This window comes from Streptomyces sp. NPDC002809 (genome assembly GCF_040295435.1).
Lineage (GTDB): Bacteria > Actinomycetota > Actinomycetes > Streptomycetales > Streptomycetaceae > Streptomyces.
Map to the genome: position 1 here is coordinate 25,900 of NZ_JBEOVJ010000054.1, position 14,550 is coordinate 40,449.

The 14,550-nt window shown below is 69.0% G+C and carries 12 protein-coding genes and 3 pseudogenes; 7 read left to right on the forward strand and 8 right to left on the reverse strand.

Annotated features, from left to right (window positions below; translation table 11 throughout):
- Window positions 1–87 precede the first annotated feature (87 nt).
- Both ABT025_RS26870 and ABT025_RS26875 read right to left on the reverse strand, forming a co-directional pair.
- Window positions 88–1,500, reverse strand: a complete 1,413-nt coding sequence (locus ABT025_RS26870; RefSeq protein WP_350999551.1) for a family 2B encapsulin nanocompartment shell protein — start codon at window positions 1,498–1,500, stop codon at window positions 88–90.
- A gap of 409 nt (window positions 1,501–1,909) precedes the next feature.
- Window positions 1,910–2,073 (reverse strand): annotated as a pseudogene (locus tag ABT025_RS26875) (IS5/IS1182 family transposase); the annotation flags it as partial.
- Window positions 2,074–2,385: 312 nt separating this feature from the next.
- Between ABT025_RS26875 and ABT025_RS26880 the strand changes: the two are divergent.
- Window positions 2,386–3,237 (forward strand): annotated as a pseudogene (locus tag ABT025_RS26880) (transposase); the annotation flags it as partial.
- A gap of 75 nt (window positions 3,238–3,312) precedes the next feature.
- Here ABT025_RS26880 and ABT025_RS26885 read toward each other — a convergent pair.
- The 5 genes from ABT025_RS26885 to ABT025_RS26905 all read right to left on the reverse strand — a co-directional run bounded on the left by ABT025_RS26885 (window position 3,313) and on the right by ABT025_RS26905 (window position 7,380).
- Window positions 3,313–3,849, reverse strand: a complete 537-nt coding sequence (locus ABT025_RS26885) for a GNAT family N-acetyltransferase (protein ID WP_350999616.1) — start codon at window positions 3,847–3,849, stop codon at window positions 3,313–3,315.
- 161 nt (window positions 3,850–4,010) lie between these two features.
- Window positions 4,011–4,520, reverse strand: a complete 510-nt coding sequence (locus ABT025_RS26890) for a hypothetical protein (protein ID WP_350999553.1) — start codon at window positions 4,518–4,520, stop codon at window positions 4,011–4,013.
- A 42-nt stretch (window positions 4,521–4,562) separates the two neighbouring features.
- Window positions 4,563–5,210, reverse strand: a complete 648-nt coding sequence (locus tag ABT025_RS26895; RefSeq protein WP_350999556.1) for a hypothetical protein — start codon at window positions 5,208–5,210, stop codon at window positions 4,563–4,565.
- Window positions 5,170–6,072 carry an MBL fold metallo-hydrolase gene (locus ABT025_RS26900; protein ID WP_350999559.1) on the reverse strand — a complete coding sequence of 301 codons (903 nt, stop codon included), beginning with the start codon at window positions 6,070–6,072 and terminating at the stop codon, window positions 5,170–5,172. Before ABT025_RS26900 ends, ABT025_RS26895 begins: the two co-directional genes overlap by 41 nt.
- A gap of 21 nt (window positions 6,073–6,093) precedes the next feature.
- Window positions 6,094–7,380: an MFS transporter gene (locus tag ABT025_RS26905; RefSeq protein WP_350999562.1), complete on the reverse strand. Its 1,287-nt coding sequence runs from the start codon at window positions 7,378–7,380 to the stop codon at window positions 6,094–6,096.
- 128 nt (window positions 7,381–7,508) lie between these two features.
- Here ABT025_RS26905 and ABT025_RS26910 point away from each other — a divergent pair, with 128 nt between their 5' ends.
- The 4 genes and pseudogenes from ABT025_RS26910 to ABT025_RS26925 all read left to right on the forward strand — a co-directional run.
- Entirely contained in the window at window positions 7,509–7,718 is a 210-nt protein-coding gene (locus ABT025_RS26910; protein ID WP_350999565.1) for a hypothetical protein, read from the forward strand.
- On the forward strand, window positions 7,705–9,096 hold the full coding sequence (locus tag ABT025_RS26915; protein WP_350999568.1) for an amidase: 1,392 nt from the start codon (window positions 7,705–7,707) through the stop codon (window positions 9,094–9,096). The genes ABT025_RS26910 and ABT025_RS26915 overlap by 14 nt, the downstream gene beginning before the upstream one ends.
- A gap of 171 nt (window positions 9,097–9,267) precedes the next feature.
- The gene (locus ABT025_RS26920; RefSeq protein ID WP_350999570.1) at window positions 9,268–9,846 is read left to right on the forward strand and encodes a TetR/AcrR family transcriptional regulator; all 579 of its coding nucleotides are present in this window, start codon (window positions 9,268–9,270) and stop codon (window positions 9,844–9,846) included.
- A gap of 333 nt (window positions 9,847–10,179) precedes the next feature.
- A pseudogene (locus ABT025_RS26925) lies at window positions 10,180–10,314 on the forward strand (hypothetical protein); the annotation flags it as partial.
- Window positions 10,315–11,076: 762 nt separating this feature from the next.
- On the opposite strand, the gene ABT025_RS26930 reads toward ABT025_RS26925, so the two are convergent.
- Window positions 11,077–11,493: a hypothetical protein gene (locus ABT025_RS26930; protein WP_350999630.1), complete on the reverse strand. Its 417-nt coding sequence runs from the start codon at window positions 11,491–11,493 to the stop codon at window positions 11,077–11,079.
- A gap of 643 nt (window positions 11,494–12,136) precedes the next feature.
- On the opposite strand from ABT025_RS26930, the gene ABT025_RS26940 reads away from it, so the two are divergent.
- Window positions 12,137–13,009, forward strand: coding sequence for a GNAT family N-acetyltransferase (locus tag ABT025_RS26940; protein WP_350999572.1), 873 nt, complete (start codon window positions 12,137–12,139; stop codon window positions 13,007–13,009).
- A 423-nt stretch (window positions 13,010–13,432) separates the two neighbouring features.
- Window positions 13,433–14,329, forward strand: a complete 897-nt coding sequence (locus ABT025_RS26945) for an aminoglycoside phosphotransferase family protein (RefSeq protein WP_350999575.1) — start codon at window positions 13,433–13,435, stop codon at window positions 14,327–14,329.
- Window positions 14,330–14,550 lie beyond the last annotated feature (221 nt).

The window sequence follows — 14,550 nt, forward strand, 5'->3', positions numbered from 1 at the left end:
CGGTCGGCTGCCCCGAAGCCCTCCGGGCACATGCGACCGGCCGGACGGATTCGCGGGCGTCACACGTGCCTCGGCGGGCCGGATCCGCTACTTGGGCCAGCGTGCGATCTGAACGTTCTCCAGCACGCCGACCGCGTCCGGCACGAGGATGGCGGCGGAGTAGTAGGTGCTGACGAGGTAGGACGTGATCGCCTTCTCGTCGACGCCCATGAAGCGCACGGACAGACCCGGTTCGTACTCGTCCGGAAGCCCGGTCTGATGCAGACCGATGACGCCCTGGTTCTCCTCACCGGTACGCATGATGAGGATCGAGCTGGTCTTCTCCTTGGTGATGGGAATCTTGTTGCAGGGGAGGATGGGAACCCCGCGCCACGCGGGCACCTGCTGCCCGCCGAGATCGACGTGGTCCGGGTAGAGCCCGCGAGAGTTGAACTCGCGCCCGATCGCCGCGATCGTCCGGGGGTGTGCGAGGAAGAACTTGGAGCCTCGGCGGCGACAGAGCAGTTCGTCCATGTCGTCCGGGGTCGGCGGGCCGGAGTGCGGCTGGATTCGCTGCTTGAAGTCGGCGTTGTGCAGGAGGCCGAACTCCCTGTTGTTGATCAGCTCGTGCTCCTGGCGCTCGCGCAGCGCCTCGATGGTGAGCCTGAGCTGTTCCTCGGTCTGGTTCATCGGCCCGTTGTAGAGGTCGGCGACCCTGGTGTGGATACGCAGGATGGTCTGGGCGACCGAGAGTTCGTACTCGCGCGGATTGAGCTCGTAGTCGGCGAACGCGCCGGGGAGTTCGTGCTCGCCGACGTGGCCGGCCGACATCGCGATCTCCGCCTCGCCGCGATGGTTCTGCCGGAGGCGGGAATGCGATGCGAACTCTTCGATGTGGCTCCGCAGACTTGGAGCGGTGGACAGTACGGCTGCGAAGTCGGCACGCGACAGGGTGAGCAGGGTGCCCGAGGTCTCGGCAGTGGCTGTCTGCTCCCACCTGGCGTCCTCGTCCAGCAGTACGTTCTCCCCGAACCGGTCGCCGTCGGCGAGTACGTCGAGAACGACCTCGTCGCCATAACTGCCGACGGTCGTCTGGCCGATGCGCCCGTGAGCGATCAGGTGGAGCTCATCCGCGGGCGTCCCGCGCTCGACCAGTGTCTCTCCCGTCCGGAAGTCCCGTTGGACGCACCGATCGGCAAGGGCGGTCAGCACCTCCACGTCGTCGAAGCCGCGCAGCAGGGCCAGTTCGCCGAGTTCACGGGGGATCACCCGGACCCCGGCACCGTCCTGGACGAACTCCACGACCCCGTCGCCGACGGTGTACGTCAGGCGGCGGTTTACCCGGTAGGCGCCGCCCTTGGTCTCCACCCAGGGAAGCATCCGCAGCAGCCAGCGAGAGGTGATCTCCTGCATCTGCGGAGCGGACTTGGTCGTGGTGGCGAGGTTGCGAGCCGCCGCCGTGCCCAGACTGGACTGCCGGGGCAGTTCCAGTCGTACGTCCGAACTCGGTTCAACAGTCATCAGGCAAGCTCTCCTTGGTCGGGGCGGCGACGTGCGTATGCGGACGCCGCCGGGCAAGAGGAGGGAAAAGGTTTGTAGGGACGGGAATCCGTCCAGATCCACGAGAACCCTAGAGGCCGTCCCCTGCCCGGGACCAAGAGAAATCGGCGACATTAACTCGATACGATGATCGCGGCCGCGCGATGTTTGGCGGGGTACCCGCAGGATTGAGCCGTGCTCGACGGAATGTCCCGGTGAGTGGCCGGATGCGCTCCCGCACGGAGGCCCCGGTGAGTCGAGGGCGGACACAAGGGCCGTGCAGCCGGACTGCCGCGGGGTAGCGGGGTCGGCCCGAGACGGCCGGGACGATTTTCCGTGGCCGTCGCCCTCCGCACCCATCACGAGCGGCCTCGCGACACTCACCCGCCTGATCGCGGGTGGGCACCAACGTCCCGTTCGCGATCAGCGCAGTGCCCCTCGCGAACCGGCGTCTGGGCGGCAAGGCCGGCAGAGGGCCGATGCGGATGATCCGGTCGGCCGCCGACTTCGGAATCCGGAACAACAGGCCGGTTGGCGCATGGTCAAGTTGGTGCGCCCCCCTGACTGGCTGCATGGACATTGGCCGAGGTCTTGAGGCTTGCGCGTCCAGAACGCAGGCGCTCGACTCCGGTCCTGAACAGCTCGCCCCAGGCACGTACAGTCTCCGGGTTCGATCGCGCCGAGTTCACCATCGACTGGTACAAGCGGCAGGCCACCTGCCTCACGCGGGGACACCAGCACTTCGTGGAGCCCCCGCGACTCAGCGTGGGACCAATGCCACCGTCATCAAATTCGACAAAGAAACTTGCCGCCCTGCCCGGTACGCGACCAGTGCACCCGTTCGAAGACCGGCGGCAGGCCCCTCTCCCCGGCGACACCCTGATCCTGGGGAACATCCTGCGCACCGAAATGCACACCCACCGTCTGGACTCGGCAGCAGGTCGCCAGCCAGGTCCGCTCGCTCCTGCGCGAGTACTACCCCGCTGCGCTGCTGGCCTTTCAGGGCAAACAAGGCGGCCTGACCAGAGCTGCCGCCCGCGTCATTCTCACTCTCTGGCACCGACTCCGTCCAAGGCTGCGAAGCTCACCCTTGCCCAGTTGCGGGGCGCCCTCAAACGCAGTGGCAGCTTCAGCGGCTGCTACGCGGAAGCCGAGCGGCTGCGGGCCATCTTCCGCGCCGAGCACGTCCGCCAGCTGCCCGGCTTCGAGGATGCCTTCGGTCGCCAGCTGCTGGCTCTGCTCAAGTAACAGGACACCGCCTACCAGGCTGCGGACGATCTCGCGGAAGCTGCCGCAGCCGCCTTTCACCAGCACGCCGACAGCGAGGTCCTGCTCAGCTTCCCGGGCCTTGGGCCCATGCTCGGCGCCCGCGTCCTCGCCGAGCTGGGCGACGACCGAGCATGGTTCACCGACGCCCGGGCGCTGAAGTCGTACGCCGGATCCGCCCCCCATCACGCGGGCCTCCGGCAGGAAGCGTTTCGTCAGCCGCCGGTTACTCAAGACAACCGCCTCATCAACGCCGACCTCCTGTGGGCCTTCGCCTCACCGCCTCACCGGGAGCGAACGTGCACTACCGACGCCGACCCGAGTGCAGAGACAGGCATGCCGCCGCGCAATGACTTGCTGAACCGTTTCCTCGGCCAGCTCGGCCACTGTCTCAAGACCCAGCAGGAGTTCGACGAACAGCAGGCCCTTGCTCCACTCCTTCCAGCGGCTGCATGCTCCCGCCAGCCCGACCGGCTTCGTCAACGAGAGCAACGGCACTTCGACAGAGCCACGCTGTCGAGCCCGAACTCAACTGGGCGTGAGCGGGGCCCGCAGGCCGAGCCACTGATCGGCGTCCCAGGCCCGGAACCGCTCTGCTTCGGTGAACCCCAGCTTTGCCGCGAGGCGCATCGAACGGACGTTGGCGGTCTGGGTGGCGAGCACCACCGGCTCACCCGGAAGGACGTCTTCGAGCCAGTCCAGCGCTGCCGCGCACGCCTCGGCGGCATACCCGAATCCCCATGCCTGCGGCAGGAACAGGTAGCCGAGATCGATCTTCCCCACGGCAGTGGGGCAAAGGTGCTCCGTTGCTCTCCTGAGCAGGATCTGGCCGATCATCGCCCCTTCGAGATCGACGACGAAACTCCCGGGCCGGCGCCCGGGCAGCTCGGGCATCTCGTGTTCAAGGTCGTCACGCGGGCGGGGCCCGCCGAGATAGGTGTGTACCTCCCACGAAGCGTGCAGTTCGATGAACGCCGCACGGTCCCAGGCCTCGGGCTCACGCAGCACGAGCCTCTCGGTCTTGATCGGTGCAGGCGGCCATGCAACGGGTGCGAGATCATTCATGTTGGCCAGCCAACCAGCGGCCTCAGTGGTGATCAAGACTCGCGGTCCCTCTTGACTTCTTATCCCCCGGCGATGTCTTTGAGAGTCCGGACATGTGACCCCCGTGGGTTCAAGGAAACCGAAGGTCCATCAGCCTGAACCCACGGGTGCACCGGTCTGCTTCAGGTCGGTGGACCCGTGGGTTCGGTTGGAACACGAGGGTGCTGCGTGAGTCGAAGAGCTTCGGTCGTGACATCAGCGTCGACCTGCGCCTGTGTTCTGTCGCCGTATTCGAGGACGTCGTAGTCGTCGTCCAGGTTGGCGAGTTGCTCGGCCAGAGGCAGCTCGTGCCCGAAGCGCTGATGGATTCTGAAGGCCAGCTCGCGTGGCGTCAGTTCGCCGGCCAGCATCCTGACGGCAAGTGCTCGCGCCGCGGCTTCCTGTCCGGCAAGGCTGCCTGCTGGGTGGAAGGTGAGGCTCAGTTCGTCGAGTGCCGGGGGAAGGAGGTCGGGGACATCGTAGTCCGCCTCCGCTCGCGTGCACGCGGCCAGGATCCGTAGGGCAGGACTGTCGAGGCCGGCAACGAGTGCATCACAGGCAGCGGTAACGACGTCGGTTGCGCGGATCTCGCCCATGCTCCAGAGAACGGCGCGGTCCTGAAGCTCACGGGCGGCTGGTTCGGTCGACGGCATGGGGCCATGATCTCGTCATGGGGTAAGCAGGGCGAGCGGGTTTCACTGCGATGACTGCTCGGCTTCTTCGCCCAGAAGCGTTCGTGCTGAGTCCGCGTGGCGGATGGCTGTCTTCTCGTCGATGCCGAAGACGAGTGCGAGGTGGAGGGGGTCGGCGCCGTGGGGGAGGGCCTCTTCGAGCTGACGGGCAACGCGGAGCCGTTCCAGAGTGGCGGTGAGGTTGCGGGCGGCCCGGGCGGTCCAGAACTTGCCAGCCGGGCCGAATTCGACGGCGGTCTTCTGGATGATCAGCAGGCGGGGGTTGGCCGCGTTGGACCAGCGGCTGTGCCGGTGGCCGAACCAGTCCAGGACCGCCCGGCGGGTGAGGTCGTCGAGCGGGCGGACGTGGCCGCCGACGGTGATGCGCCGGTTGCCCAGGTCGACGTCCCCCGCCCGATACGACTCCTGCGCGGGAAACCCATCGACTCGAGCCGGGCATCCCCCCCGTACGAGGGAGGGCTGATCTTTGCGTGCGCCGTGCTGGTGGACGCCTTTCGCGTACGTGTCCCTGGCGTGTTCGACCTTGCGGCGAATTCGAGAGGAGCGGCCCTGGTGGGGTCTGAGGGGGCTGGGCCATGCCTGCGGTGACCGAGACGGCGTGGCAACGGCATCAGGAAGCGGGGACGGGCTCCAGCCGGTAGGCGTCCCCATGGGCGACCACGCGGCCGGCGGTGGGCGGTGCGAAGTGGGTGCCGAGGAGGAGGGCGTCCGTGCCGACGAGGGAACCGAGCAGCTTGCGGCGGGTGGCCTCGGACTGCCGCGGGTCGATGTCGACGCAGGCACCGATGGCGGGGTGGGCGAGCTGGACGGGGTGGTGGACGCAGTCGCCGGAGATCAGCGCCGTCTCCCCCTGGCTGGTCAGTTCCACCGCGACGTGGCCGGGGGTGTGGCCGGGTGTCGGGATCAAGCGCAGGCCGGGGCTGATCTCGGCCCCCTTGTGCGGGACGTCGACCGTGCTCAGCAGGCCCGCCTGTTCGACCGGGATCACGGAGTCGCGGAACATCTGTTCGCGTGCTTCCTCCATGTCGTACGTGGCCCAGAACTCCCGCTCGGCGCGGGAGGTGAGGTAGCGGGCGTTGGGGAAGGTGGGGACCCATTCGCCGTTCACCTGCCGTGTGTTCCAGCCGACGTGATCGGCGTGCAGGTGAGTGAGGATCACCAGGTCGACGGAGTCCGGGGGGAAACCGGCGGCGGTGAGGCGCTCCAGGAAGTCGGTCCGCAGGTTGTGCCAGGCCGGGTTGGCCCGCTCCTTGCCGTTGCCGATGCCGGTGTCGACGAGAACGCGCAGCCCGTTCACGACGAACGCGAAGCTGTGGCTGTCGATGTGCAGAATCCCGTCCCGGTCGGCGAAGTGGGGGTGCAGCCAGTTCTGGGCGGTCACCACCTCAGGGGTGGCGTCGGGCAGCAGCCAGGGTCCGGTCGCGGGCGGCAGGGCGACTTCGTCGACGCGGTTGACGGTGACGCCGCCCACGATCCAGGAGGGAATGGGGGTGGCGGCGGGGGAGGTGTGCATTGTGTCGTTTCCTTGTTCTCTTCAGTGGGAGCGGTCGGCTTCGGGGCGGGCCGCCCCGCGTCGTGACGCGGTGAGCGCCGCCAGGGCCGCCAGGGCGAGGAGAGCGGCGGTGATGGCGTAGGCGTGTGAGGTGGTCCCCAGCCCGTAGTGCTGGGTAGCGGCGCCCGCAGCGACGGCGGGCAGGCTCATGGAGAGGTAGCTGAGGATGTAGTAGGCGGCCAGTGTCGCGGCGCGGTCCCGCTCGTCGAGCGAGGCGAGGAGCATACGCAGCGCCCCCTGGGAAACGGCGCCGAAGGCGATGCCGGCCAGCACCGCGCCGCCGTAGACGGCGAGCAGCCCGGCGCCGTGCAGACCGCTCAGAGTCAGGGCTGCGGCGGGCAGGACGGATATGCAGCCGCCGATCGCCGTGGCACGGGGCGGCCTTCGCCGCAGCGCCCATACGGTGAGCGCGGCGGTGGCGCTGAGGGTGAAGAAGACCATGCCGCGGGCTGCTTGCGGGGCGTCGGGGGCCACCAGGTGTACGAGGGCCGGGCTGAGGGAGGAGTAGAAGCCGCCCAGCGCCCAGACGGTGCCGATAGCGGCGCCCGCGGCCAGCAGGGTCCAGCGGGCCGGGGGCGGGACGCTGACCCGCGGGCGCAGCGACCGCAGCGCTCCCGCGTGGCGGTGGGCCGTCTCCGTGGTGAAGGTGACCGCGATCGCTTGGGCGAGGAACAACGCCGCCAGCAGTACGTAGACGGTGACGGTGGGGGCGGGGGCGAAACGGACGAGCAGGGTGGAGACGAGCACGCCGGTGGCCATGCCGGCGACCGGAGTGACGCTGTTGGCCAGGACGGACCGGCCCGGGCGCCGGGGGTTTTCCAGGTCGAGGAGCGCCGCGCCCGCGGCGCTGGTGGCCGCGCCCGTGGCCGCTCCTTGCAGGACCCGGGCGATGGTCAGGGAGCCCGCGCCGTCCGCTGAGGCCAGAAGAACCATGGAGGCAGCCGCCATGAGCAGGGCGCCTGCCAGGACGGGGCGACGCCCTAGGTGGTCGGAGAGCGCTCCGGTGGTGAGCAGGGCCAGCAACAGGGCCAGGGCGTACGCGCTGAAGACCACGGTGACGGCAAGCGCGGAGAGGCCCCACTGGTCTTGGTAGAGAGGGTAGAGCGGGGTCGGAGCGCTGGACGCGGCCAGGAGGGCCGCGAGTATCGACACGTTGAGGGCGAAAGAAGCTGTGCGCGTGAGCCTCTTCGTACGGGTGCGAGTGGCTTGGTGAGCGACGTGCGCGGGTGCGTCGGAGATCGCGGGCGCGCCGGACATGACGCCGGGCATGGGACTCCTTCCGTAAACGCAAAGAATTTGCTTTAGTTCGACCGTAGGTCCTACGGTCGAACTAAAGCAAACCGTTGGCTTTTAGCGCGGGTGCTTCGTTGCCACGCCCCCTGATCAGGAGAAACCACGTGCCCTCCGCTGAACTCACGCCGCCCGAGGCCGCCCGCTGGGCCGCCCGTGCCGGACTTCCCCTGCCCGATGACCGCCACCCCGCGGTCGCCGCCACCGCCAACCACATCCACTCCGTCGTCGCGGTCCTGCGCGAGCTGGACTTCGGGGACACCCCGCCCGCCAGCGCCTACCGCGCGGGAAAGGAGAAGCACGATGCAGCCGTATGAACTGACCCTGGCCGACGCCGCGCAGCAGATCCGAGCCCGTCGGCTGTCCCCCGTCGAGCTGGTGGACTCGGTCCTCGACCGCATCGACCAGGTGAACCCGCACGTCGAGGCGTACGTCGCGGTCACCGCTGAGCAGGCTCGCGGCGCGGCGCGGGAGGCCGAGCAGGAAGCGGCCCGCGGTGTGTTCCGGGGACCGCTCCACGGCGTCCCGGCCGGGCTCAAGGACCTGATCGACGTAGCCGGATCGGCCACCAGTGCCAGTTCCCGGGTCCGGGCCGGCCACCGCGCCGCCGCCGACAGCACGGTCGCCGCCCGGCTGCGAGCCGCAGGCTCCGTCCTGGTCGGCAAGACCCACACCCACGAGTTCGCCTACGGCCTGACCACCCCGCAGACCGGCAACGCCTGGGACCGCGACCGGGTCGCGGGAGGCTCCAGCGGCGGGTCCGCCGTCGCGGTGGCGGCCGGGGCGGCGACCTTCGCCCTCGGCACCGACACCGGCGGGTCGATCCGGGTTCCCGCCGCGCTGAACGGGGTCGTCGGCTTCAAGCCGACCTACGGACTGGTGCCACGCCACGGCGTAACGTCGCTGTCCTGGTCACTGGACCACGTCGGCCCGGTCACCCGCACCGTCGAGGACGCAGCCCTGGTCCTGGCCGTCCTCGCCGGGCACGACCCGCGCGACCCCGCCTCGCTGGACACCCCCGCCGTCGACTACCGGCCGGAACGGGAGCCGGACCTGGCGGGCGTACGCGTCGGGGTGCCGCGCAATTACTACTTCGACCATGTCGACGCGGAGATAGAGACCACCGTCCGCCAGGGCATCGCGCAGCTGGAGACGCTCGGCGCCCATCTCGTCGAGATCGACATCCCGATGACCCGGTACATCCAGGCCACCCAGTGGGGGCTGATGGTGCCGGAGGCCACCGCCTACCACGAGGGCACGCTGCGTACGGTCCCCGAGCTGTACCAGGCGGACGTCCGCATCCTCCTGGAGGCCGGTGAGCTGATGGGCGCGGGCGACTATCTGCGTGCCCAGCGCTCCCGGACGCTCATGCAGGAGGAATGGGCCCGCATTCTGGAGAAGGTCGACGTGATCGCCGCCCCGGCGGTCCCGATGACCGCGGTGAAGGCCGGTCAGGAGAGTGTCACCTGGTACGACGGATCGACCGAGGCCGTCTCCGACGCCTACGTGCGTCTATCCTCCCCGGCCAACATCACCGGAGTGCCCGCTCTGTCCGTCCCGGTGGGCCACGACACGGCGGGCATGCCGATCGGCATGCAGCTGCTCGGACGGCCCTTCGGCGAGCGGCAGCTGCTGCGGGTGGGCCACGCCTACGAGCGGACGCAGTCCGCCCGACCGCTCGCGCCGACCGCCTGAGAACGGCGTATGGGCCGGGCCGGAACCGTCCGGCCCGGCCCACATGCGTTCGGCTCCGGTCGGGATCAGGACCGGATACCCGCAGCGAGGAGACAGACAAGAGGGCCCTGGCGCCGCCGTCGAGCCGGCATGCTCCTCCTAAACGCAATATCCGTGCTTTAAGGTGGAGTCATGAGTCGTAAGCCGACGGCGCGCCCCGGCGGGCGCAGTGCACGGGTCCAGGCTTCGGTGCACACCGCTGTCCGCGAAATCCTGTCGGAGCAGGGCCGCGACGCGGTGACCGTCCCGCTGGTCGCCCAGCGTGCCGGAGTCACCCCCTCGACGATCTATCGCCGCTGGGGCGATCTTCAGGAGCTGCTGTCGGACGTCGCGGTGGAGCGCCTGCGGCCCGACGCAGCGCCGGAGAACCACGGCGACCTGCTGTCCGACCTGACCGCCTGGGCCGAACAGTTCCTCGACGAGATGTCGTCCCCCTCCGGCCGCGCCTACATCCGTGACGCTCTGCTCGGCGACCGGGACGGCAGCAACGCCGGTCAGTGCTCGGCCTACGCGGCCGAACAGGTCGACGTCATACTCGCCCGCGCGATCGGCCGCAAGGAGAAAACTCCCGACGTCGAGACGGCGATGGATCGCGTGGTCGCCCCCATGATGTACCGCATCCTCTTCCGCCCGGCCGGACTCGACGCCGCGTACGCCCGTCGGCTCGTGACCGAGCTCCTCGACGCGGGCGAAGAACACCCCCTCCCATGATCCCGGGTAGCACGACGAAGTCGGGTACACGTCGGCGTCGGCGGCCGTCATTCTCACAAATGGCCATCTGTGCGAGTTCTGCGAGACGCTGCGGAGCGATCACGTTTCCCCAGGTCGCCGTTCGCAGAAGGCCTCTCAAAACCAAAGTGTTCTGCGAGACACTTCTGACGCATATCCGGGCCGCGCGGCGCACCGCGGCATGCAGGTGTTCCACCTCGGCGACGGTTGCGGTCCGGCCCGGCAGGCGGGTCGCGGCGGCCGCCACGGCGATGATCCAGCGCAGCGCAGCACGACCAGGCGAGCGCCAGGCCTGTTGCGGCAGCCGCTGCGCGAATGGCGGTCCGGCCGACGGTGGGAGCGGCGAAGCGTACGGTGGTTTCGGCCGGGCAGCATTTCGATTCCTGCCTGCGCGAGGCAAACAACTCGGACATCCCGCTGGCGGCCCGCGCCTACCTCGATGTGGCGTTCTTCCACCCCTTCACCGATGGCAATGCCCGCACCGCGCTGTTGGCTTTGGTCCATGTTCTGGCCCGGGAGGGCATCGTCCTTCCTGAGGTCGGTCCCCTCGAGACCACCCGCTACGCGGATGACCCGGCCGGTGCCGCCGGCCTTGCCGCTCTCATCGGGGTGCTCAACCGTCCGGATCATCTTCGGCCGTGCCGCGTGGACGGCGGCCAGGGCGACGATGACCCGGAGGTCCGGGGTGCCGGCGTTGGCGATGGCCGCGTCGATGTCCGCCTGGACGAGGGTTTGGAGGACGCTACCGGTCTGTCGGGGGACACGGATGCGGATCGTGGGGTTGCGGAAGAGCTGGCCGTTCTTCTTCGCGTGCCGGAACAGCGACCGCAGCGCGACGATCCGGCTCTCGCGCTGTTTGCCGGTGACAGCGTCCCGGACTGCGATGATGTCCTCCCGGGTGACCTCCCGCAGGTGGTCGTAGCGGCTGGACCACTCCAGCAGCACCGGCTGGATCTCGCCCAGGTAGGCCCATGCCGTGTGCCGGGAGCAAGGCTCGGACTGCGGGCCACCGTTGAGGAGAGTACGGATCCAGGCTTCGACGGCGCGATGGATGCCTGGGGCCATCCCGTCGAGCTTTCGCTCCAACCACCGGTCGACGGCGGGGGCCCGGTCGTCTGTGAACAGGCCGAGACGGTCGAGAACTTCGGCGATCCGCACGACGGCAAGCCCACGGAGGCGCAGGACCGGGAAAGCTCGGAGTACCGGATCGACTCACCGTCGCGGAAGCCGGACAGCACGATGACCAGGGCTCGGCTTCTCGTCGATCGGGCACTCGACTACCCGCCCGGTCATCCGGTGGATCTCGACCTTGTGCCGCAGTTCCACGAACAGGAAGTACGTGGTCAGCGCCTGCGCGCGGGCCAGCCGGGTGCCGCTCGGCGAGCCCCGCAGTACCTTCCCGAAGCACCCGTCGGCGTCGGCCGGCTCCATATCCCACAGCGGCCGGCCGAACCATGCCCGCATCTGGTCCAGGTGCCCGGCGTCCCCGCGGATGGTGCCGTCCGCCAGCCCTGCTGAAGCCCGCGCGAGGACGAACCCGGCGAGCACGTCGGTCTCGAACTGCTCCAGCTCCTCCGTCGAGACCGGATCGCGGAACTCGCGCAGGTCGCGTACGACTGCCGGCGTCAACCCGAGCCTCCTCGCCTTCATTCCGATCACGGATTGATCGGACGAAGTGAGAACACTTCAAGAATCCTGAAGTTACGTCGCCGGCGCGAAGAGCACCCCAGGGAGACAGAACACCCTGGCCGCGGGGGCAAGGACTCGGCGGGGCTCAGAGGAACTCACGGGATGTCGCACAGCGTCGTCGAGTGAACGGCCGTCCAAGTCCAGCAGGGTCTGCTCGCCGCAACTCAGCCAGCAGGGCGGCGTCCAGGCGGACCACCCACCGGGCTCGGTCCAGTCCCGCAGCCGACGCCACGCCGACACTCCGGCGCAGCCCAAAGTGTCGGCCGGAGCGTCCAGCCAGGCAGCACCGGTCCGCACAGCACGTACATCACACCCGCGAGCGCCGCCCGGCCGGCACGCGCAGACGTCCGGGGTGTCGATGACAACGCTCGCCGACGGGCGGCAGCAACAGAGACATGTGTTCCCAAAGGCCGTATGGAACAAGATCAGCGCACGCCCTCACAGCCTGCCGATCATGATCACCAGGCGTGGGATCGCGGGCTCAACTCATTTTGAAACGATCAATTAGTCGCGCCGCTACGGGGCCATTACAGGGCCGGTTAATCGGTTGCGGCCCTACGGGATGGGGTGTCTGATCCCGGCTATGACGATTGTGCTGGGAACACCGGCGGTCGACGGGGCCGGGGTGCGCGAGGCCATGGCCGCGCTGCGTGAATGGCAATACGACGGAGCGCCGATGCAATTGCACTCGGGGGACATCGGCTGGAACTACCGGTTCGGCTCGTCCGAGACGGCTGCGGTGGTCCGGACCTGGAGGAGGGACGGACGGATCCTCGCGGTCGGGATGCTGGACTCGCCGGTGGTGGTGCGGATGACGGTCGCTCCGGACGCTTTCCAGGATGAGGGCTTGGCGCGGCGGCTTGTCGAGGACCTCTCGCTGCCTGAGCGCGGTGTGCTGCCGGAAGGAGCGGTGTCGATCGAGGCGCCGTCGGGTCTGTTGCTTCACGACCTGTTGACCAAGGAGGGATGGGGCGTCGACGAGCCGTGGACGCCGCTCTTCCGCGGCCTCGGGGAGCCGGTGGGGGACCCCGGCGCGCGGATCAGGGCGATAGGACCGGAACAGGCGCAGGATTTCGCCGACGTCCTGCGGTCGGCGTTCAACACCTCGAGGCCTACGCGCGAGTACTGGCACGCGATGTCGGCCGCACCGTTCTACGCAGACGCCCGCTGCCTGGGCGCCTATGACGACCAGGGCGACGTGGCGGCGGTGGTGACGGTGTGGTCGGCCGGCCCGGGGAAGCCGGGGCTAGTCGAGCCGATGGGCGTACACGAGGACCACCGTGGTCGCGGCCACGGCCGGGCGATCACCGTGGCCGGGGCGGCCGCGCTGCGGGAGATGGGCTCGTCGAGCGTGCGTGTTTGCACGCCGAGTTCCAACGTCGGTGGCGTAGCCACGTACAAGGCGGCCGGGTTCGAGGCGCGGCCGGAGGTGCGGGACCGGATCCGGAAAGCCTGACACTGTGATTGCTCGACACAGCGGGTCCGGTTCCCATGCGATCGCCGGAATGCGGGACCGGACTCGGGCCGCCTGATGTCGGGCCGCTCTTGGAATGCGTGCCGGCCAGGCTGACGTGGAGCCTTTCGGTCTCGCCCTGCCAGCCCGCACCTTCAGATTCGGCGATGCGGTCGATGGGATCTCCCGGATCTCCACCAGTCGCCCGCGCTGGGCCGGGTCGGGGCAGAGGAGGGGGCCGCGGACGCAAGAGACGCAGCGGACGTAGGCTCCTCTGAATTCTGCGGCCGTGCCGTGCCGTGCCGTGCCAAAGCCTCTGATCTGCAGCTCTCCGAAACCGGATTTGGTGATGGCAGAGGAGGGGCAGTGCGGTGCCCCGGAGGGCAAGAGCCCGCTTCGCCCGCCGCCTCAGTACTGTAGCTTCGCATGACCGACACCGAGATCGAGATCACCGCAGACCTGGTCCGCGACCTGCTGCAGGAGCAACATCCAGACCTTGCAGGGCTGGCCATCAGCGAGGTGGCGGGCGGTTGGGGCAACCAAATGTGGCGCCTCGGGGGAGAGCTGGCCGTGCGCATGCAGCGCATGGACCCCACCCCGGAACTCCAGCTGAACGAGCGGCGGTGGCTACCCGTGCTGGCCCCGCGCCTGCCGCTCCCGGTGCCCATCCCGGTGCGGTTTGGCGAGCCGTCCGAGCGCTTTCCCAAGCACTGGACCGTGATGACGTGGGTTCCCGGCGAGCCGCTGGACCACGGTTCGATCAGCCGCGGCGACCACGCGGCCGACACGCTGGCGGGCTTCCTTCAGGCACTCCATGTGGAGGCGCCCGCCGAGGCGCCGCCCGCTACGGGCCGCGGCGCCCATCCCAGGGACTGCGCGGACAGCTTCGAGAACTTCTTCCAGGCCGTTGCCCCCGACGACATCGCTGCCGACGTCCGGTCCGTCTGGGACGACGCCGTTGCGGCCCACGGGTGGGAAGGCCCGCCGGTGTGGGTGCACGGCGACCTCCATCCCGCGAACGTGGTCGTCTCGGACGGAACGCTCTCGGGCATCATCGACTTCGGCGACATGTTCGCCGGTGACCCGGCGTGGGACCTCGCGGCCGCATGGGTGCTGCTACCCGCGGACAAGGCCTCACGGTTCTTCGACGCGTACGTGCATGCAGACGAGTCGGCGATCCGGCGTGCCCGGGGGCTGGCCGCTATGAAGAGTCTCTTCCTGATGCTCATGGGGCAGAACGGAGATCGTGGCCTTCCCGGCGGGAAGCCGAACTGGGGACCGGCGGGCCGGGCGGCACTTGATCGTGTTCTGAAGGGCGTTTGACGCACGCTTCATTGGACTTGTTCTCGATCTTGGTTGAGGGCGGTGCGGCAGCCCGGCTCCGTGGGTTCATCGATCACGACCCACGGCACGGCGGCGAGAGTCAGGATTCGGATCGCGGACCATCCTCTTGGCGGCGCTGTGCCGCAGATCGTGCAGAGTCCAGTTCGTGCCGAGTAACTGGTTGGCGCGGGTGAAGACCATCCGGGCGGCGTCGTACTCCA